21 protein-coding genes are annotated in these 20,775 nt (G+C 37.7%); 6 read left to right on the forward strand and 15 right to left on the reverse strand.

Translation table 11 applies throughout. The features are described from left to right. Positions 1 to 355 precede the first annotated feature (355 nt). A complete protein-coding gene (locus tag BLR62_RS10490) occupies positions 356 to 1,120 on the forward strand; it encodes a polysaccharide deacetylase family protein (protein WP_090796686.1) in 765 nt (254 codons plus the stop codon). A 320-nt stretch (positions 1,121 to 1,440) separates the two neighbouring features. Here the strand turns inward: BLR62_RS10490 and BLR62_RS10495 are convergent, their stop codons facing one another. Beyond that, positions 1,441 to 2,484, reverse strand: coding sequence for an Mrp/NBP35 family ATP-binding protein (locus BLR62_RS10495; RefSeq protein WP_090796689.1), 1,044 nt, complete (start codon positions 2,482 to 2,484; stop codon positions 1,441 to 1,443). Positions 2,485 to 2,545: 61 nt separating this feature from the next. Beyond that, positions 2,546 to 3,256 (reverse strand): N-acetylmuramoyl-L-alanine amidase CwlD, encoded by a 711-nt coding sequence (gene cwlD, locus BLR62_RS10500; protein WP_342706549.1) that lies wholly within the window; start codon positions 3,254 to 3,256, stop codon positions 2,546 to 2,548. Positions 3,257 to 3,441: 185 nt separating this feature from the next. Between cwlD and BLR62_RS10505 the strand changes: the two genes are divergently transcribed. Further along, positions 3,442 to 4,347: a LysR family transcriptional regulator gene (locus BLR62_RS10505; protein WP_176759280.1), complete on the forward strand. Its 906-nt coding sequence runs from the start codon at positions 3,442 to 3,444 to the stop codon at positions 4,345 to 4,347. Between the two features lie 65 nt (positions 4,348 to 4,412). Here the strand turns inward: BLR62_RS10505 and BLR62_RS10510 are convergent, their stop codons facing one another. The 8 genes from BLR62_RS10510 to BLR62_RS10545 all read right to left on the reverse strand — a co-directional run bounded on the left by BLR62_RS10510 (position 4,413) and on the right by BLR62_RS10545 (position 13,010). Continuing rightward, a complete protein-coding gene (locus tag BLR62_RS10510) occupies positions 4,413 to 5,702 on the reverse strand; it encodes a GntP family permease (RefSeq protein ID WP_090796884.1) in 1,290 nt (429 codons plus the stop codon). A gap of 86 nt (positions 5,703 to 5,788) precedes the next feature. Further along, positions 5,789 to 6,565, reverse strand: coding sequence for a 3-hydroxybutyrate dehydrogenase (locus tag BLR62_RS10515; RefSeq protein WP_090796696.1), 777 nt, complete (start codon positions 6,563 to 6,565; stop codon positions 5,789 to 5,791). 12 nt (positions 6,566 to 6,577) lie between these two features. After that, entirely contained in the window at positions 6,578 to 7,243 is a 666-nt protein-coding gene (locus BLR62_RS10520) for a 3-oxoacid CoA-transferase subunit B (protein WP_090796698.1), read from the reverse strand. Then, positions 7,236 to 7,898: a CoA transferase subunit A gene (locus BLR62_RS10525; RefSeq protein ID WP_090796700.1), complete on the reverse strand. Its 663-nt coding sequence runs from the start codon at positions 7,896 to 7,898 to the stop codon at positions 7,236 to 7,238. Before BLR62_RS10525 ends, BLR62_RS10520 begins: the two co-directional genes overlap by 8 nt. Before the next feature lie 11 nt (positions 7,899 to 7,909). Next, positions 7,910 to 9,088, reverse strand: a complete 1,179-nt coding sequence (locus BLR62_RS10530; protein ID WP_090796702.1) for an acetyl-CoA C-acetyltransferase — start codon at positions 9,086 to 9,088, stop codon at positions 7,910 to 7,912. A 200-nt stretch (positions 9,089 to 9,288) separates the two neighbouring features. Next, positions 9,289 to 10,539 carry an EAL and HDOD domain-containing protein gene (locus BLR62_RS10535; protein WP_090796704.1) on the reverse strand — a complete coding sequence of 417 codons (1,251 nt, stop codon included), beginning with the start codon at positions 10,537 to 10,539 and terminating at the stop codon, positions 9,289 to 9,291. Positions 10,540 to 10,688: 149 nt separating this feature from the next. Then, positions 10,689 to 11,651, reverse strand: a complete 963-nt coding sequence (locus BLR62_RS10540; protein ID WP_090796706.1) for a glutathione S-transferase family protein — start codon at positions 11,649 to 11,651, stop codon at positions 10,689 to 10,691. Positions 11,652 to 12,308: 657 nt separating this feature from the next. Further along, a complete protein-coding gene (locus BLR62_RS10545) occupies positions 12,309 to 13,010 on the reverse strand; it encodes a ferredoxin reductase domain-containing protein (RefSeq protein ID WP_090796709.1) in 702 nt (233 codons plus the stop codon). Between the two features lie 247 nt (positions 13,011 to 13,257). Here BLR62_RS10545 and BLR62_RS10550 point away from each other — a divergent pair, with 247 nt between their 5' ends. After that, positions 13,258 to 13,605 carry a DUF1475 family protein gene (locus tag BLR62_RS10550; RefSeq protein WP_090796712.1) on the forward strand — a complete coding sequence of 116 codons (348 nt, stop codon included), beginning with the start codon at positions 13,258 to 13,260 and terminating at the stop codon, positions 13,603 to 13,605. Next, positions 13,592 to 14,260, forward strand: coding sequence for a DUF3159 domain-containing protein (locus tag BLR62_RS10555; protein WP_090796713.1), 669 nt, complete (start codon positions 13,592 to 13,594; stop codon positions 14,258 to 14,260). Before BLR62_RS10550 ends, BLR62_RS10555 begins: the two co-directional genes overlap by 14 nt. Positions 14,261 to 14,308: 48 nt before the next feature. Here the strand turns inward: BLR62_RS10555 and BLR62_RS10560 are convergent, their stop codons facing one another. The 3 genes from BLR62_RS10560 to BLR62_RS10570 all read right to left on the reverse strand — a co-directional run bounded on the left by BLR62_RS10560 (position 14,309) and on the right by BLR62_RS10570 (position 17,471). Then, complete coding sequence (locus BLR62_RS10560; protein ID WP_090796715.1) at positions 14,309 to 14,704, reverse strand: DUF2177 family protein; 396 nt, start codon at positions 14,702 to 14,704, stop codon at positions 14,309 to 14,311. A 13-nt stretch (positions 14,705 to 14,717) separates the two neighbouring features. Then, positions 14,718 to 16,487 carry a DegV family protein gene (locus BLR62_RS10565; protein ID WP_176759281.1) on the reverse strand — a complete coding sequence of 590 codons (1,770 nt, stop codon included), beginning with the start codon at positions 16,485 to 16,487 and terminating at the stop codon, positions 14,718 to 14,720. 105 nt (positions 16,488 to 16,592) lie between these two features. Continuing rightward, complete coding sequence (locus BLR62_RS10570) at positions 16,593 to 17,471, reverse strand: DUF1295 domain-containing protein (RefSeq protein ID WP_090796720.1); 879 nt, start codon at positions 17,469 to 17,471, stop codon at positions 16,593 to 16,595. Positions 17,472 to 17,866: 395 nt separating this feature from the next. Here BLR62_RS10570 and BLR62_RS10575 point away from each other — a divergent pair, with 395 nt between their 5' ends. Together BLR62_RS10575 and BLR62_RS10580 are read left to right on the forward strand one after the other, a co-directional pair. Further along, entirely contained in the window at positions 17,867 to 18,586 is a 720-nt protein-coding gene (locus tag BLR62_RS10575) for a hypothetical protein (RefSeq protein ID WP_090796721.1), read from the forward strand. A 191-nt stretch (positions 18,587 to 18,777) separates the two neighbouring features. Then, on the forward strand, positions 18,778 to 19,239 hold the full coding sequence (locus BLR62_RS10580; protein WP_245719456.1) for an IS66 family transposase: 462 nt from the start codon (positions 18,778 to 18,780) through the stop codon (positions 19,237 to 19,239). Positions 19,240 to 19,342: 103 nt separating this feature from the next. Here BLR62_RS10580 and BLR62_RS10585 read toward each other — a convergent pair whose 3' ends face one another. Together BLR62_RS10585 and BLR62_RS10590 are read right to left on the reverse strand one after the other, a co-directional pair. Continuing rightward, positions 19,343 to 19,987 (reverse strand): ABC transporter ATP-binding protein, encoded by a 645-nt coding sequence (locus BLR62_RS10585; RefSeq protein WP_090796724.1) that lies wholly within the window; start codon positions 19,985 to 19,987, stop codon positions 19,343 to 19,345. Between the two features lie 23 nt (positions 19,988 to 20,010). Further along, positions 20,011 to 20,766 carry an ABC transporter permease subunit gene (locus BLR62_RS10590; RefSeq protein WP_090796726.1) on the reverse strand — a complete coding sequence of 252 codons (756 nt, stop codon included), beginning with the start codon at positions 20,764 to 20,766 and terminating at the stop codon, positions 20,011 to 20,013. Between the last annotated feature and the right edge of the window lie 9 nt (positions 20,767 to 20,775).

Genomic DNA, 20,775 nt, shown 5'->3' on the forward strand with positions numbered 1-20,775 from the left:
GTTAAGTTTATCTAAACTCGGTTCAAAAGCACTAGCTTTTGTCTTACTTCATTTCTTAACGTACTGGTTGTTTCGTTCAGTTTTCAAAGATCAATTTAATTCGTCACACATTTTTGCGACAAGATTTAATATAGCACGCATCGGCGCTTAAGTCAATCTTTTTTTAAATGTTTTTGCAAAAATAATGTAGGTCGTTGTCTGTATTAAGATGACAACAAAAAATAATATAGCATACCCTATTTAGTCATGCAAGAGTTTTTTTATGAAAAAAATAAATTCATCATGATTTTGATGCATAGCTCATAGCCTCCATTTCATACAATGGATTAATAAAGAGTTTTAGAAGGGGGATTTGATGGATCAGGGCATTTATTTTATAAAACTTACGACTATTAAACGTGTGGGGTTATTTATTTTACTATGTAGTTTCATCTTTCTCATAAATCAACAACCCCCTAACCAGTCCGCGGATGTTTTTTCAACTAACGGTCAACCTCTCGCTTTATCAAAAAGTGACTTCAACACATCTGACGTGTCTCTAACATTTAACATGATTTGGGGGGATGAAGTCATTGAAGACATATTAGATAGATTAGAAACCGAGGACGTCGTCGCTTCTTTTTTTGTTTTGGGAGAATGGGCAGAGCATCATCCTCATCTAATGGAAATGATTGATAACCAAGGACATGAAGTGGCATTATTAGGTTATCGATATAAAAATTATTCAAATCCTAATCCTGATTTAATTCAAAAGGATCTATATAAAGGACAAACTATATTGGGGAAACTTGGGTTTAATCAATTAACTCTATTTCGTCCTCCCGTTGATCAGTTAGACGATCAAGTGTTAGACACAGCTACTAAACTTGGTTTTGACGTCGTCAGGTGGAGTGTCCAAGGATTTGATCTTACCGCCAATCACCCAGACACTATTTCTAAACACGTGATGAAAGAAGTAAGTGGAGGGGATATTGTTATGTTACATGCTTCAGATGACGCCATCCACACACCGGAAGCTCTGACTGATATTTTATCACATTTAAAAGAGGAAAAGTTAAAGCCTGTTACCTTATCTCAATTAATCAGCCAAGCGGAAGTCGAAACGGAATTAATTGAATAAGTTGCGGGATGACCCTCCGCTTCCAGGCAAAAAGAGTCTGGGACAAAACAAAAATGAATATCTTAAAACACGAATGATCCGATAAAAAGGTCACCGCAATCTGGAATGGACCCCCTTTCTGCGGGCACGGCCTCAGCTAACTTTAGAAGCAAAAATCGCTTCTAAAGTGGATCTTCGGCTTGTGCTTTTCCCGCAAGAGTCTCGTCCATTCCAGATTGCTTTGAAATATGTAAACAAATAGCCGGACAAAAAATAGTTAAAACACTATTTTTGTCCGGCTATTACATTGACTTATTTACTTTTGTCTCAGACTCTTGCTTTTATTCATGTTCTAACACGTGACGCGCCATTGCCTCATATGTTTTGCCGATCGGATGATCAGCCGGATAAATGGAGCCACGATCATTTGAATCATCATTAGGCTGTCCTAAAGGAATTTGTCCGATTAACGGTGCACCCAAATCATCTGCAAGCGTCTGTCCTCCACCACGACCGAAGACATATTCTTTTTCGCCGGTCACTTCACTTTGAAAATAACTCATATTTTCAACAATACCGACAATTTGATGGTTCGTATTAATTGCCATGCGACCTGCACGCGTTGCTACAAACGCAGCTGTTGGATGTGGTGTGGTCACAATCAATTCTTTTGATTCCGGAATCGTATTGTGAACAGCTAGTGCCATGTCTCCCGTACCAGGCGGTAAATCGAGTAAAAGATAGTCCAATTCGTCCCATTCGACTTCAACGAAGAAGCTTTTTAACATTTTACCTAGACGTGGCCCTCGCCAAACGACAGGTTCGTTATTCTCAACGAAGAAGCCCATCGACATCAATTGCACACCATGCGCTTCAACTGGAATAATGCGATTTCCTCTAAGCTTCGGTCGATGCGTGATGCCCATCATATCAGGCACGCTAAAGCCATAAATATCAGCATCAATGATACCGACCTTTTTCCCTAAACGCGCCAATGCAACTGCCATGTTGACAGTGACGGTTGATTTACCAACGCCACCTTTACCACTTGCAATGGCAAGAAATTTTGTTTTCATTTTTCCATTTAATAATGTTGGCTTTTCTTCTTCTTTTGATTGAAATTGATTTAAAACTTCTTCAGATAATTGATCAAATCGTAACCCCACAGATTCTGCGCCTGCTCGTTTTAGCTTATTAACAACCTCTTGTTGAAGTTGCATCTGTTCGGGAGTGTTCATTTTAGCAATTCTTATTTTTGCCGATACATGACCTGATGATTCTTTAATTTTAACTTCATCAATCCCATTCGTTTCTTTCAATGTTTTATGTATAAACGGATCCTTAACCGGTTGGAGTAATGCAATCACTTGTGTTTCGGTTAACACCTTTTAACCACCTTTCGAGTCTTTTTCTTATGTGCGTAGTATAGCATACTCCAAACCGCTTCTAAACCGATGTGTTTTCTTCGTCGTAAAAATCAAGAATACCGTAATAAATACTAGCTGCTATCCTTTTTTGATAAATGTCCGTTTTAAGAAGCGCTCGTTCTTTTTGGTTAGACAAAAAACCAATCTCCACTAACGCAGCAGGACAAGATGCATGCTTTAATAAAAATATACGATTGAGTTGCATCGCATCTCGATTTGTATCTAAATTTGATTTAAATTGATTTTGAATGCTCGTCGCTAGCTGCTTTGAATCCTGTTGACTCGCATGAAAAAATGTCTGTGCACCAGACCACTTCTGTGATGATACAGCATTTAAATGAACAGATAAAAACAATGCTGCTTCCTTGTTCTCTATAAATTGAGCACGCGCATTTATATCTTCAACTTTTCGTTTCGCAATAGAGGTTGTACCCTCGTTCGCCAGATCACGATCCGCTTCTCGCGTTAAGTACACCAAGGCCCCCGCTTGCTGTAAGTAGTCTTGTAAATACTCACTCACCTGTAACGTGATATCCTTTTCGAGTGTTCCATCTGGTGCAACCGCCCCACCATCTACACCCCCGTGACCCGGATCGATGACAATCACTTCGCCTGTAAGTGGAAGTGGCAAGCTTGTCTCTTCAGCAAATCGACTATCTAAAGCACCACTCATTAAAAAAACCAATAGAAAAAAACCAACGAGCCAGCTAACGATAGATACTATTTTCAAAATCGATCGCTCCTTCATTCAGCTGTTTACCTATTTTATGTTTTGATAGCTTCTTTTAGACCGTCTTAAAAATTCAGTGTTAGTAAGTAAGAGAATATTATATGTTATTCTTAATGAAGAAACATATTTCATTCACACAAAACCGGTTCTACAAATCACTTCGATATAATAGGAGGAAGTTCATCATGGATATTCGGTTTCTTCATTACTTCGTTACCATCGTTAACTGCGACTTTAATATGACGCGCGCCGCAAAAGAAAGTCTTATATCTCAACCCGCTTTAAGTCAAATGATCCATCAATTTGAAAACAATGAAAACATCACTTTGTTTGAGCGCTCAGGCGGTCGCCTTAAAAAGCTAACATACGCTGGAGATCGTCTTTATACACATGCCGTTGACATTTTAAAAAAGCACCAAGTTATGGTGGAGGAAATGCAGAAAGAATCTACTGAACTAAGAGGACATGTGAAAATCGGTATCCCTCCTGTTGTAATATCGATCATTTTCCCTGATTTGCTGCCAACCTTGATTCGAGATAATCCGAAAATCCAATTAGAACTTCTTGAATTAGGAGCCGTTGAGTTACGACAACAATTACAAGCAAAAGAAATCCCAATTGCTGCACTTCTTACGCCTACTCACCTTGACGAGTCGCAATATGAATCACATATTCTATTCTCAGACAAGCTTACTGCATTTGTCAGCGCAGACCATCCTTTTGCCAAAAAAGAGTGTCTTGAATGGGAGGATTTTGACCAGCAGTCAATCGCCATCTTTGACCAATCGTATATGATTCACCATCAATTAAAAAAACAATTTAAAGATGCTCAAGTTAAACCTTTGATTCAGCTACAATCCGCTTCATGGGATCTTTTGCTTAATTCAACACGTCACTCTAACTTAGTCACTATTTTACCTGGACCATTAGGTGAGCTTTTTCAAACACCAGAGGTAAAACAAATCCCAATTCATGACCCGATTAAGTGGGAAGTAGCTATTTGCAGACGACGTCAAAAATATCATAGCTTAATAGAAGATTATATATTTAAACACATTGCCAAGCATCGAACGGATCATAACAGTTTATGATCCGTTCTTCCCCAGATAAAAATCAGCCCCCATTAAAAGGAGCTGATTTTTATTTTCGATTATTTTTAAACTAATCCGAGATTAGCAAAGATGATCGCTACAATAACAGAAATAATTGGAATGATAATACCGACAACAGCAATATCAATGTAACTATCCTTATGCGTTAAACCTGAAACAGCGAGTAACGTAAGGACGGCTCCATTATGCGGTAATACATCGAGTCCACCAGAAGAGATGGAGGCAACACGGTGAAAGGCTTCAAGCGCCACACCACTCGTCTCAGCAGCCTGCACATAATAATCTCCTAACGCTTCAAGCGCAATCCCCATACCGCCTGAAGCTGAACCTGTTGCACCTGCCAAAATATTAACGGATGCCGCTAAGGAAATCAGTGGCGTACCCGGGATAGCCGTTAAGGCCCCTGTTAGTGTCGCAAACCCAGGAGAAGCTTGTACGACTGTTCCAAAACCAACGGCAGCACTTGTATTCATAATGGCACCTAATGAACCTTTAGCACCTTCGTTTACAGATCGTGAGAATTTTAGTTTTTTGATTTTATGGATATTTAAAAGTAATGTGGCAGCGATTCCTACAAGTAGGGCGATAACAATATCCCACCCTAAAAAGTTCAGCGTCGCAACGACTAATACAAGTGGAATTAGAGCAATAAACATGTTCGGTTCATCATCTTCTATATTCAACACCGCTTTATCTTTTGGTTCAGTATAAACCTCACCATTTGCTAGCAGTTTATTTTGACGCCATACTAAATAGAGATACCCGCCTACAGCAATCACGATGGCTGATGCAATCCCCATTATAGGAGCAGCAGTTGGTGTTGTCCCAAAGTAATCCATCGGAATCAAATTTTGAATCTGGGGCGTACCTGGTACAGCTGTCATCGTAAATCCAAATGCCCCCAATGCAATGGCACCAGGAATTAATCGACGTGGTAGATTTGCTTCTTTAAATAAATTTAGTGCAACCGGATAAACAGCGAACACAACAACAAACAAGCTAATACCACCATACGTTAAGAGTGCAGCTGATAAGACAACCCCCATAACAGCACGCTTGACGCCTAATACTTCTGATAGCTTTAAGGCGATCGATTTGGCCATTCCGGTATCTTCCATCAACTTACCAAAAATTGAACTCAACATAAACACCGGGAACCAATCCCCTAAGAACCCAATTAAACCTGACATATACGTCCCTGTATACGCTTCCAAAAGATCGAGTCCACCGGTCATCGCGACGACACCGGCTGATAACGGGGCAATCCATATGATCGAATACCCCATATAGGCGAGTACCATTAACATAATTAAACCAATAAAAATCCCTATAATATCCACTATTCTCACTCCCACTATTTTTTCTCTCTAGGATAAGTGCAGACGATCACAACACTTATCCCCTTTATCATTTATTTAATCTATTGCGCTGTATAACCTGCATCAAGCACGACCGCTTGTCCTGTGACCCCTTTTGCACCTTCACTTGATAAGAAGAGTGCATAGTTTGAAATCTCAGAAACATCTAATAATCGCTTTTGCGGAACTAATGGGTATAAAATATCTTCTAACACACTTTCTAATGGCACTTGGCGCGTTCTAGCTAAGTCTTCAAACTGCCCACGAACAAGAGGTGTATCAACGTAACCTGGGCATAAGGCGTTAACCGTCACACCTTCAGAAGCTGATTCCAGTGCCGCTACTTTTGTTAATCCAATAATGCCATGTTTAGCGCTATTATAGGCTGCTTTGCCTGCAAAACCGATCACACCATTAATTGATGCCATATTAATAATTCGCCCAAACTGTTGTTTTTTCATGATCGGCAAGGCATATTTCGTCGCTACAAATGGTGCTGTTACCATGATCTTCTGCATGAGTTCAAATTTCGCTGTCGGAAATTCTTCAATAGGTGACACGTGTTGAAGACCTGCATTGTTAATTAAAATATCGAGTCGTCCATATGTTTCAACCGTTTGATTAATCGCGGCTTCGATTTCCGGCTCACTTGTTACATCTAATTTAATCCCCAAACATTCATAACCTTCTGATTGAAGTGTTTTCACCTCATCCATCAACTTCTCTTCTTGAATGTCTGTGAAAACGACTTTTGCCCCTTTTTTCAAAAAATCAACACCAATTTGATATCCAATGCCACTTGCTGCCCCTGTTACTAACGTTACTTTGTTTTCGACCATGCTAAACGCCTCCTAAATATTTAGTGTCATATCTTTTACATCATCAGCAATCGTAAGCGGTGCTTCTGTTGCCTCTTTTATTTCATCGATCGTAAACGCTGGGTTGTACTCGATTAACGTTAATCCTTGATTTGTTACTTCAATGACCCCCATTTCCGTTACAATAAGATCAACCGCTTCAGATGCAGTTAAAGGTAAGTTGCATTCATTTAAAATTTTCGGGCTTCCCTTTGCGGTATGTTGCATCGCAACAATCACCTTTTTCGCTCCTTCAAGTAAATCCATCGCACCACCCATACCTGGAACCATTTTTCCTGGAATCATGTAATTTGCGATATTGCCATGAAGGTCAACTTGCAACGCCCCGAGTATCGTACAATCGACATAACCTCCACGAATAATACCAAACGAGGTCGAGCTATCAAAGAATGCGCCTCCTTGTTCAATTCCAACCGGTTGACCACCAGCATTCACAATCGTACCGTCGTCCTCTTCATCTTCTTTTAGACCGCGTAATCCTACAAACCCATTTTCTGACTGGAACATCACCTCAACATCATCTGGGATATAGTTGGCTGCTTTTGTCGGCAGGCCGATTCCTAAATTCACTAACGATTGATCTTCAAGTTCATAAGCAACACGTTTAGCAATAAGTGTCTGCATCTCTTCTTTATTCATTGTCTTCACCTCGTTTTACAACATAATCAACAAATACGCCTGGTGTCATGACTAAATTCGGATCCATCTCACCTTTTTCAACCACTTCATCGACTTCAACAATGGTTGTTTTGGCAGCCGCTGCCATCATGGCATTAAAATTAACCATTGACCCCTGATATTGAAGGTTGCCTGCTTTATCAGCTTTTTTCGCATTGATGAGTGCGACATCCGCATGTAGTGGCGTCTCTAATAAGTAATTCACACCATCTACCGTTAACTTTTGCTTGCCTTCTTCTACGCGTGTCCCTACACCTGTCGTTGTTAAAATACCACCCAGCCCAAATCCGGCTGCTCGAATGCGTTCAACTAACGTCCCTTGAGGAACCAATTCAACATCCAATTCACCTTCTGTCATTTGACGGCCTGTTTCTTTGTTCGTTCCAATGTGAGATGCGTACAATTTTTTAACACGTTTATCGCGAATTAATTTGCCTGATGCATAATCAATTTTTGCCGTATCACTGCTGATGAGCGTAATATCACGAATATCTTTTTCGATGAGTGCATCGATCAATTCCGGAGGCGCCCCATTTCCCATAAAGCCCCCAATCATGATCGTGTCTCCGTTTTTAATATTTTTAACCGCTTCTTTAATTGTTGTTAACTTATCCATGTCAAATCCTCCTATCTTTCAATCACCATTGAAATCCCTTGTCCTCCACCGATACACAGTGTTGCTAAACCGTGTTTAACATCTTGTTTCATCATTTCATGGACCAGTGTGACTAAAATTCGTGTACCACTTGCGCCAATCGGATGACCCAACGCGATTGCTCCACCATTTACATTCACAATATCTGTATTCAAACCTAAATCTTTCACAACGCTGAGCGATTGTGCCGCAAAGGCTTCATTTGCCTCGATCAAGTCAAGATCATCAACTGTTAAGTTCGCTTTTTGAAGTACTTTTTTCGTTGCTGGAATGGGACCACATCCCATAATTTCATGTTGAATACCAGCACTTGCATAAGCTTTAATACGTCCGATGACTTCTAATCCAAGTTCATCTGCTTTTTCGGCACTCATCAGTAACACGGCTGCTGCACCATCATTGATTCCTGATGCATTCCCTGCTGTGACAGAACCGTCTTTCTTAAAAGCAGGCTTTAATTTGGCCAATCCTTCAGCCGTTGCACCAAATCGAGGATGCTCATCCGTATCGACTGTCACCGGATCACCTTTTCGTTGAGGTATTTTAACAGGTGATATCTCTTCTTTAAATCGATTTGCTTTAATTGCTTTTTCAGCACGCTGCTGGCTTGTTGCAGCGAACGCATCTTGTGCTTCTCTTGTAAAACCGTATCGATCATTAATATTCTCAGCTGTTATGCCCATGTGATAGTGATCAAATGCATCCATCAAGCCATCTGTTAAAATCGTATCTTTTAGGCTTATATCACCCATTTTCTTGCCAAATCGTCCATTCGGTAAAACATGTGCTGCTTGACTCATGCTTTCTGTTCCACCTGCAATAATTACATCTGCATCACCGACCATAATCGATTGAGCACCTAGGGCAACTGATTTCAATCCTGAACCGCACACTTTATTGATCGTAAATGAAGGAACGGCCTCTGGAATCCCCGCATTCACTGCAATTTGTCGGGTCACATTCTGACCATGTCCTGCACCAAGTACATTTCCGAAAATCAATTCTTCTATATCACCAGGTTTGACCGGGCTATCCTTTAATAAGTCTTTTACGACCGATACACCTAAATCAACTGGTGATACATCTTTTAGTGATCCTCCAAACGTTCCAATTGGGGTACGTAATGCTTTAACAATCACGACATCTTTCATAAAAAATGCCTCCTCTATAAGTTTTTGTTTTTTATGTTCATCTTTAATTAATTAATAAGTAACCGCTTACAATTTGATTATAAGTGGAGGTGTTGGTGAAGTCGAATACATCATTTTTATCTACCCAATAAGTTTTACTTATGGAATGAATGGGAGTATCTAAAACGAAACATTCTTAACCACATAAAAAAACCCACCCTTTATAGGTGAGTTTGATCATCCAGTATCGATTGCGCCCAATTTTGAGCATCTTTATAAATTGGAATGATTGCCTGTTTGTCAAAGTTAAGCTGATCAGCAAGCTCGTCAACTTGACACCAATTCGCTTGTTCATACGCTACAGCCAATTGATAAATGGGGGTTAACTCGCTTTTTTCTTCCAATAATCCTGCTTCAATTTCACGATCCAACGATAATTCCTGAATGAGCTTATCCAATGGCTGCCGGAGTATAGCAGGCAATTGTGAAAAATAGCCGATCAAAAAGGCTTCTTGACTCTTGTTTAAGTTTAGTAGTATGGCTAGTTGCTCAGACATTTTGGCACGATAATAAGAACTGACGATTAATTCATTTAGTTCAGGTACCTCCATATAATCATGGTGCTCACGTAATGCTAACACATATAACCACTTTTTGATTTCCTTAGGACCGAGTAAAACAACAGCACGCTCAATTGAATTAATCCTTTCTAATCGCCGGTAAAACGGAGAATTAATAAGCCTCAACAATTTATAAGCAAGTGACAAGTCATTTTGAATAATCGATGCTACTTCCGTTAGCTCCACTTCTTCTCGGTCAATCTGTTGAATCAGTTGAATATAAGTATAATAAAAACTAGGAATTTCAAATGACTCCATTAGTTGTGGACGCATAAAAAAGAACCCTTGGAAAAAGTCATAACCCAATTCCAGCGCTTCTTGAAACATTGCTTCTGTTTCAATCTTCTCTGCAATTAATTGAATATGGGGGAATTGATGACGCACAGCCCAAACAACTTCTTTTCGTTTTTGTTTATCTGTAAATTGAAGAAAATCAATTTTTAAATATGTCAAATGGGGTAATAACCCCGCTTCATACCACTCATCAAATAGTTCAGCCGTCACATCATCTAGCGCAAATCGGTATCCCTTTGTTGCTAATCGCTTAATGAGCTTAATCACGCGTTCGTTTAACTGAATGGATTCTAACAATTCAATCACAATATCATCCGGTTGAAACTGTTCAATAACCCCTTCTTGTAGCAAGTTATCGGTAAAGTTAACAAAAACATCCGATTGCCCTGTTAAACGGTCTAGTCCAATATTCAAAAACGCATTGACCATGACCTCAATGGTTGCTTGGTCACCATCAAATACTTGATTAGGCTGTTCACTTCTATAAAGCAATTCATATGCAAACACTTGACGATGTCGATCTAAAATAGGTTGTTTAGCAACTAACACTCGATTCATGGTGATTCCCCTCACTGGCTGATTTAAAGACTATTGGCACATTAAAATCAGACTATCATATTTGAAAGTTATGTCAATTAGTTATTTGTTCCCTATTATACCATTATTTAAAGCAAAGAAGGTTAGTCACTTAATGACTAACCTTCTTTTTAATCGAGCGTTAAATCTAATTCAGGTCCTGCTGGAACAATCCCATTCGGATTAATATTTTTATGACTCTTATAATAATGATCCTTAATATGCTTAAAGTTTACTGTTTCTGCAACTCCAGGATAGTTATATAATACTTTGGTGTAATGCCATAGATTTGGATACTCCGTTAATCGTTTCAAGTTACATTTAAAATGACCATGATACACAGAGTCGAACCGAATGAGCGTTGTGAATAATCGCCAATCGGCTTCTGTCAGCACATCACCCACTAAATACTTTTGTGATGCTAGTCTTTTTTCTAACATATCTAGAGATTCAAACAACTTCGTCACTTCTTCTTCGTATACGTCTTGTTTTGTGGCAAAACCTGCTTTGTAAACGCCGTTATTCACTTCATGGTACACCTTTTCGTTAATCGCATCGATCTCACCTACTAAATGGTCAGGTCTATAATCATAATCATCCGCACCTAAATGATTAAACGCGGTATTAAATATTCGAATAATATCAGCCGATTCATTATTGACGATTGTTTCTTCCTTTAAGTCAAACAATACGGGTACGGATACACGGCCACTATAGCTTGGATCTGCTTTTTGATAAATTTGATAAAGATACGTTGCATCCATGACTGGATCGGGAACGACACCATCTTCAGGTTCAAACGTCCAACCTTTATTCTCACGATATGGATTCACAACAGAGACTGAGATCATATCTTCCAGCCCTTTAATTTTTCTCATAATAAGCGCACGATTTGCCCACGGACACGCATAAGACACATACAAGTGATACCGATTCGGTTCAGCTTTAAACCCGCGATCTCCTGTAGGACCAGCACTTCCATCAGACGTCACCCAACGACGAAATTGTGATTCTTTACGAATAAACCGACCTTCAGCATCGCTTTTAATATCCTCTGCATCGTCATGCCATTTACCATCAACTAATAACCCCATACAGTCACTCCTCTTTTTTTATGACAAATTTATCCTAGTTTACCTATACACGTTTTGATGCCTCCTAAAACATAAACCGCTATCGCAACCTGAAGCACATTGCGTTAAAATTTACATATAATCCCTAATTAAAAAAGGAGAGATGCACTATTTTTCTAAAAAGATATAAGTCCAAACAAGATCTTGAAAACTATAAGGTTTACACGACACTGATCAACTTTTGGATTGCTTTTTTAGTCCCGGTCTTAGGTATTTTCTTAGCCATGTATAATAAACGAGTAGTTGCTAAAAATGATTATCCGAAATGGATGGATAAAACTGCTAACATTGCTATAATACACCAATCGATCGTGATAATACTTGTTGCTATAGGTATCTATATATCTAGCTAACCATCAAGAGACTTACATAATCAAAAGTTCTAGATAGAATTTACAATTTCGTAAGCAAGGAGTGGGGGGACATCATTAAAGTATCATTTTCGGTGATGTACTCATCATTGATCTGTTCATTTAGACCATTAAATACTTTTCGATAGATCGTTTTGTGCCATACATAACCACCACAACTAAACATTAAGCAAATTACATTAAAAAAATCATAGATCGATTAACAGTAATACAGATAACTCTAAGGTTATTCTTACTGGGTATTATTTTATAATAAGAATTCGCGTTTCGCTTGCTCATGTTTGTCTAATATAATATTTTCGTATTTGATACCAAACTCCTTAAGCAACTTAATATTTTCTCTAAGAAACTCATCACTGCCAACAATATAGAAAAAGCCCTCCTGATCTGAAGCTAAACGTTTCACCTCTTCATAATAATCAAATCGATTATCTACAAATTTTGATGTGAAGCTCTTATCGACAGCCGTTGTAAATAGATCAGTAAACAAAAATTGTCTTGATGACTCAATATTCAAAGAATAAACTTCATTAATATTAGATGAATCTTCAAAGTATTTCATAACAAGCGGTCTAAAAGTTGCTAAAGCGACACCTGATGATAAAAGGTAAATAGATTTTCCTTCATTTTTTATTGGGACGTTCGATTGTGTCTTGAATAATGCTACCTCATCACCAATATCAAGGTTTTTTACAATCGACTTAAACTCGGAACAGTGTTCTTTTATACGAGTTGTAATACCTATTAAACCTTCATCTGGTAAAGTCGATATTGACATATGCCGAACAAGACTACGATTGGGTTTATCACTAGCATTAAAACCTTTCATAGCAAAGTGAGTGTGAGCGCCCTCTTCCCAAGTAAAACCTTCTGGGCATTCAAGAAGATATGTTCTTACCTCACTAGATTCTTCAATAACTTTATTAATTTTAGTCCAATATATTTGCATTCATCATTCTCCTTTGTACATTAACTAATATAACTTACTATAACCTAATTGATAATCATTTTCAATTAGGTTACATGCACGTTCAATTAATTTTTGATTAAAATGACGCATCAAATAGAATAACGATAAAGTAAATATCAGCTGCATCCACTAGTTATTCATTAGATCAAGTGAATTAAGTTTAAAAGGATCGATAAAAGGCTATATCAACGTCATAAAGAAGTATGATTTTAGGGGGGGGCATAATATGAAAGCTGCAAAAATGGTCGCATGGATTTGTTTGATTGCGATGACGGCTGGTTTAATTAATGCATTTGTTAATGGTGATTTTTTCATAGATGGAGGCGCCTTATTTGAAAACCCTTGGGGTGTCATGTCGATCATTGATCTATACGTCGGCTTTGCTTTATTTTCTATATGGATCGTCTATCGTGAGAAAACTCGATGGAAAATGATCATTTGGGTTGTAACGATGATGATTTTTGGGTTCTTAACAGGAAGTATTTATGTATTAAAAGCACTCTATGAATCTAAAGGGGATTGGCAGGTCGCACTTCACGGTTTGAATCGAGGTGCTAATAATGGAAAAACTTAAAGAGTGGAAAGAACAACTCTTGCTCGTCTTTCAGAACAAAACCATTGATGCCATCTTCCCACCACTGATCTTCTTTCTAGCGAATCAATTTTTTTCTTTAGAAATGTCGGCAGGCCTCACACTGATCTATTTGGTTGCACTCATTATTTATCGAGTCTTCAAAAAGCATACGAAAAAGTATGTATTAGTTGGGGTAGGCGGGAGTTTAGTTTCAATCGGCTTTAGCTTTTGGTCTGGCGAAGCAATCAATTACTACCTGCCTGGTCTTATCTCAACAGGTATGATTGTGATCGCATGTGTTGCCTCATTGCTCATGAAAAAACCGCTCGCTGCTTTACTCAGTCACATTACGAGAGGGTGGCCAATTGAATGGTATTTCCGAGATGATATTCGCCCAGCGTACGAGATCGTAACATTACTATGGGCCGTGTACTTTTTCATTCGATTAGCGGTTCAAACACCTCTATTCTTAATGGAAGCATTCTCTGCTTACTTTTTCGTGAACAATATACTTGGCTGGCCTCTTAACATCACAATACTCATTATCACATATGTTATCGGTATTCAGCAGTTAAGAAAACGAAAAGGTCCGAGCGTTGAGGAATTTATAAACAATGAACAACCACCTTTTGAAGGGCAGCAGAAAGGCTTTTAATTTGCATAAAAAGGACGTGCTTTTATAGCACGTCCTTTTTCGATTCTTTTAAATCAGCGCAGTAATGTAATAACTAACAACCGATACTAAACCACCTAAAGTCGTTCCCCAAATTAAATCAACAATGGTCACCTTAAGCGGCCATTTATCAAGGGTTGCTAAATTCGTTAAATCATACGTTGAATAAGCAATCAAACCAAAGATTAAGCCTCTTATGAGTGCGTCACTCATACTCTCCATTTGTAGCGCTGGATCAATGACGAAATAGACGAGTCCGAAAATGAAGATGAAATAAAAGATTACAGCAGCTGTCCAATTGGTTTTTGCTTTCATTAAAAATCCAATTTGTTCTTTATAAAACGTTCTAGCGACAAGGCCTAGCCAAATAATATCAATCACAAAAAAGACAACAAACGTCACGAGATAAGCGATCAAAAAATCCATAAGCTTTTTCCTCCTATTCGGTTATATACGCAACTGCGACAGCACCTGCACCGGCTCCAACAGCAATCACACCTGAACTTTCCGTGATATATTCCGGTTCCTGATTTAATGCCGTTTTTAATTCTTCAGCAAACGCCTGACCAAGCTTAGCATCATTGACATACGTCACGGCGAAATGCTTGATCCCTTTTGTATCTTTTATGTTTTTTAAATGCTTAATAATTTTCTTCTGTGCTTTTTCTGGATTAAAAGCAATTTTAAACACTTCACCTTCACCATTCTCATCGAGCGATACGATCGGTTTTAAACCAACCTTTTTAGCAATCCCGCCAGCTCGAACGCTAAGACGTCCTGAGGCAATCATATTATCTAACGTATTAATTTTGACGAGAATTTTTGATTGATCGATCGAACGATTCGCCTCACGAATGATCTCATCAACTGATTTATTGGCCTTCAAGTTCTGAATCGCTTGCCACACGATTAACCCTTCTGCTACCGAGTTTTGCTTCGTATCGATCACATGAATCAATTGTTCATCTTGATTAAATACTTCAGCCGCTTTTGTGAAAACATTATACGTCCCGCTTAATGCTTTAGCGACTGAAAAAACAACCACTTCATCATAATAGGTGAGTAAATAACGATATGCCTCTTCAACTGTCTTTGCCGTCGGTTGAGAAGAGGTCGGATGACTATTTTTATTTTTCGCCAATTCAAATAGCTTTTCATTCGTAATCGTTAGTTTATCCACAAAAGATGTTTCACCGACCAGAAGTGATATATGAACGACATGGACTTGCGCGTCATCCAGGATCTCTTTCGGTAAATCAGCGATCGAATCTGTCACAATTACTGTCTTGTATTTTTGATTATAAATTCTTTCATACTGCATCATCATGTCATCGACTTTTTGTTCGATAATATGACCATGATCAGACAAACGATCGAACATTTCTGCCGGTTCATTCGTATGAATATGCAGTCTTGTCTTCGTTTTCCCTTTCACTTGAACGATTGAATCACCCAAATCTGTCAACAAGCTCTTCAAATCTTCAACACTTGAGTCGTGTTCAATTAATGCTTCGGTACAGTAACGATAGTCACCGATATCATGATCATCTTCATGAATAGCAGGGATGGTTTCTTCTGTCTCTAATTGATCAGTTGAAATGGCGTGGCCTCTTACGCCATCTAAAAAACCTTTAACAAAGTAAGCAAACCCCTTAGCACCTGAGTCCACAACAGACGATTTTTTCAAAACCTTTAATTGTTCCGTCGTATTCCCCACTGCACTTTCGACCTTTTCAAATGCTGTTTCTAAAAGCTGATCAAAAGCATCATGACTCTCTAGCTCTTTACTTAATGCATCATGGAACACACTCATCGTTGTCAAAATGGTTCCTTCTACAGGTTTTTCTACGGCACGATAAGCATACTCCATTCCTTCTTTAATCGCTGTAGCGAAACTCTCTTTTGTAATGACCGTCTCTTCTGTAATCCCTTCACTAAATCCTTGAAAATACTGGGCAAAAATTAAACCTGAATTACCTCTTGCGCCAATAATGGCAGAATCAGCAATCGTATCCACAGTCGTTTTCGTATTGTCTTTAAGTTCTGAATGATGAACAATGCTATGCATCATTGAGAAAAGATTGCTTCCTGTATCCCCATCAGCGACAGGAAACACGTTAATGTTATTTAAAAACAAGCGATTATTCATCACTTCTTTAGCACCGTTAATTAAGCCGTTATATAACTCGTCATATGTGATTGTCTCCATGCTCATCTCCATCTTTCTATGGTGTTTTTATAGTATACAAGTCGCCCTATGAACCTAGGCAACTTGTATACACGTTTATTATTTTGCTAGGATGATTAGTTTATCTTATCCCTTCTTACCCCAAGGGAAAATCATCGGCACCCGCTTCTTATATTCTTCCCATTCTGCATACTTCTCCATATTTTTCTCAAGGAGAGGAGTTGAAATCTTAATTAATACTAAACTCATAATGAGCGGTGAAATTATCAGGATAGCATAATAAACAATATTCACATCACCTGTAAACATCATCGGAATACCGGTAATGTACAAGCCAACCCAAATTAAGATTTCACCAAAGTAGTTCGGATGTCGCGTCACTGACCATAACCCCGTCTGAAGTAACTTACCTGATTTTTGATTGATGTGCTGTCTCAGCTGTTCATCACCAATCACTTCAAATAAAAGCCCTGTAAGCGCAATTAACAGTCCAATATAAACGACAAACTGACTCGCATCATCTAAACTAAAGTCATTAAATCGAATGATCGAATAACTTGCTGATCCGACAATAAAATTAATAATACCTTGCACCATGAACACACGAAAGAACGCAATAAGAACGACCTTATCGCCCCATTCTTTTCGCCACTGTGCGTATCTAAAGTCCTCTGGTTTACCATAATTTCGTTTTAACAATCTAGCCGATAACCTGACACCCCACACGGTAATAAAACCAACGACGATATACGATACAATAGTTGGCTCATCTGTCACAAATAACGTCAACCAACTTCCAATCACAAATCCCATACCCCAACCTATATCAACAATCGAATTATTCTTGATCGCCGTTGCAATCAGGAATATGATCGTAAAGTAAATAAAGGTAAAGATAAGTGGAATTAACAACCCATCAAATCCTACATTCGTAAACCCTTGTGTTGCTATAAGTAGTGTTATTAAAAATAATATCGGGTAAATAATCAACCTTTTTTTATCCATAACGCACCCCTTTCTATTTATAAAACCAAACCATGTGAAGAAACCTTTAACGAGTTGGTCAAAAAGGATCACGATCCAAAATATGACTATTTTCGAGCGGTTTCCCCGTCCTTAATGAATCCCCGAATTAAGAGACTTTAAAACTCATATTAGATAGATTGTTTAAAACGATCGAACTAGAAGATTAGATTTAATCCTCAAGTTTCTTTGATTCTCTTATTAAAGCAGTAGCTTAGAGGGAGCGTTATAGACCACTAACGTTAACACTAAGAAAAACTACTTATCAAATACATAAGCTTATTTAACCAGTTCTAATTTTCAGTTATAATATAACTTGTGATTTTTACATAGTAAAACGTTGATCGTTCAATAAAGATAGTAGGGAGAGGTTACTTATGAATAAAACATTAATGATTGTTTTTATCTTATTACTAAGTACGGTTGTTACGGTAACGGTGAGTGCCGATGAAGATTTAACAGATGGTGAAGCTATTTACAAAGCGCTGGAAGATGGTTCACTGCAAGATGATGAACTAACAGAAGAAATGGTTGAAGCTAAAGAAGATTATATTGCGGAAAAAGAGGCAAATAAGGATAGAATTACCGATAGTTGGGGCTATGAACATGTCGTAGAAGGGTATGCTAACTTATTTATTAGCCGACAAGATCATCGAGGTTATGAAAATGCAGCAACCCCTGATGGTGTTGCGTCAGAAGATGACATTAGAGGTTATTTTGAAGGGGATTCAGATAACTATATTTATAATATAAGAGGTCATGTGAGTGCAGCAGGCGCTCAAAATGGTGATGTTTATGTTTATTACTCACACACACGTAATAAAGACATTGCAGTTCATTTAGAGATTGATAACACGAAATCTGAACAGCCGATAGATGAAGATTCAAGTGATGATACTGATTCATCAAACGAGGAAAGTACATCGGACAGTCAAACAGACACATCAGATAATACGTCTGCCGAGCAGTCATCAAGTTCAACAGAAAATCAGATAGTACGAATACAACATCGCATGAGTCTACCACAAATGATACTGAAACATCAGAACCACCTTCCGAATCATCAAGTCATAATAAAGAAGAAAATGCTGACGTAGATGAAAACGAAGGTAAGAGTAACGATAGCGAAAAAGAAGACAAAAAAGAAGATCAAGAGAACGAGGATAAGTTAACCGGATCTGACCTAAAAGAACAATCAAGTGATGACTATGAAATTGAACAAACAGGCGGAAAACCAGAATTTTTTGCGGTTTCAGAAGGTAAAATCATTGAACTAATCATTAGAGACTTGGATGCCGTTGAGCGTTATCAAAAAAGGGGGAAATTAAGCCTTCCCATCTTAGATGCATTTTCCAAATGGCTAAACGTACAGGCGCCGAAAGTGTTACCAAAAAGTGCATTGGGTAAAGCCATCAAATACTGCAAGTCACAGTGGCTTAAATTCGGAGCATTTCTTTTCGATGGGCGATTGGAGTTGAATAATAATCGTGCGGAGAGAGCCATTAAGCCCTTTGTCATAGTAAGAAAAAATCGGCTTTTCAGCAACACGGCGAAGGAGACCAAAAGTAGCGCTCTTATTTATAGTGTCGTTGAAACAGCTAAGGCCAATAAGCTTAATCCCTATGCATACTTAAACTATTTAATTGAAGAACTTTCGAACATAGATGTGACAGTTCCTAATGAAATCCAAAATTATATACCTTGGTCAGGCGATATACCAGAAGGTTGTCGCACACCAAGTAAGAAGTAACTTAATAATAGCACAAGCCCAGACCTGAATAATGGGTGTGGGCTATTTGATGCTTACTTTTAAAACGTCAATTTCAAATAAAACAGCGTGTTTATTTGAAATTTTATTTTTTAGAACTTGAATTTAATACCCCATCTTCAATTTTGAATATGTAATCAAAAATGTCTTGGAGATCTTGTATTTCATGAGTTGCAATTAAAATAGTTGTCTTGTAATGTTTTGCGTATTTGCAAATCACCTTTTTAAATACAGAAATACTTTTATCATCAAGTCCATTAGTAGGTTCATCTAATAAAAGACAATTTGTCCCTCTCATAAGAGCAATAATTAAAGATAACTTTTGTTTCATACCAAGTGAATAGGAGCTGACTTTCTTATTTATAGATTCAGTGAGTCCAAAATCTTTAATTAACAGCTCAAAGTCTGGATTATCTTTCTCTTTTTTATTTAGAAAACAATCTAAATTTTGTCTCCCTGTCATAAATGGATATAACCGAGCGTACTCTATATGAACGCCTACGTGCTTTAAAGCGTCTTTTTTATTCATAAAAATATTAAATTCATTAATCAATATCTGTCCCTGGCTTGGAGAGTCGATACCTGACAATAACCTCATAATAGTTGTTTTTCCTGACGCATTCTCTCCTGATAACCCGTATATTATTCCATTGTGAAATTTGAAAGACACATCTGAAATAATTGAGTGTTTTTTGATTGACTTTGAAACACCTACACACTCAATACCCATTAATAATCCTCCTATTCAGTGATTTATGTGATTCTTTTATGTTTAAAGATATACGCAGATACAAAGAGCAATACAACTGTATATGTTAAAAAAACTAAAATAGTTGTAAAAAATGAATCTTGGTATCGAGATATTTCAGCAGGTAAATTAAAATAATGTTTTACATCTAAATGATTAAAGATAATCACTGATCTAAATGTATGTTCCGAAATCTGCCTGTAGAAGATTAGTTGAATGACTTCTGCTATAAAGAATATAGACAAAGAAAGAACATAGTTTTTAAAGAGTAATGCTATGAAGATCGCTAGCGCAATGTAAAAAGCCGATTTATAGCTGAGTGAGAATAATAAAATCGAACCGTTTTTCAGTAAATCGATCTCCATACCACCATAAAAGATACTAATAATAGTTGTTATAAATATCGCAATAAAATTAGATAATAATACATATAATAATAAGCTTAGATATCTTGTTATAATAATTTCGAGAGAGGATACTCCCCGCGCTAAATCATAAATAAAAACTCCATATTTGTAATCTGAAATAATTGATGAAGCTGATGTGAAGACATAATATATAATCAAAAAAACGGAGCACAGATCCATGGTTAACTTTTGAAAAATAGCACTTTGATTAAAATCTCCATAAATACTGTGTATCTGATTTATTTCTAAATCAGATAAAATTAAATATTGTATTGAAGCACATAGTATAGTAATGGATCCAATAACTATAAGTGGATGATGTCTCACCACATGTTTCTTAAAATCAATAAACATTTTGAATCT

The sequence above is a fragment of the Pelagirhabdus alkalitolerans genome (assembly GCF_900096905.1).
In the GTDB taxonomy this organism is placed as follows: Bacteria; Bacillota; Bacilli; order Bacillales; family Amphibacillaceae; genus Pelagirhabdus; species Pelagirhabdus alkalitolerans.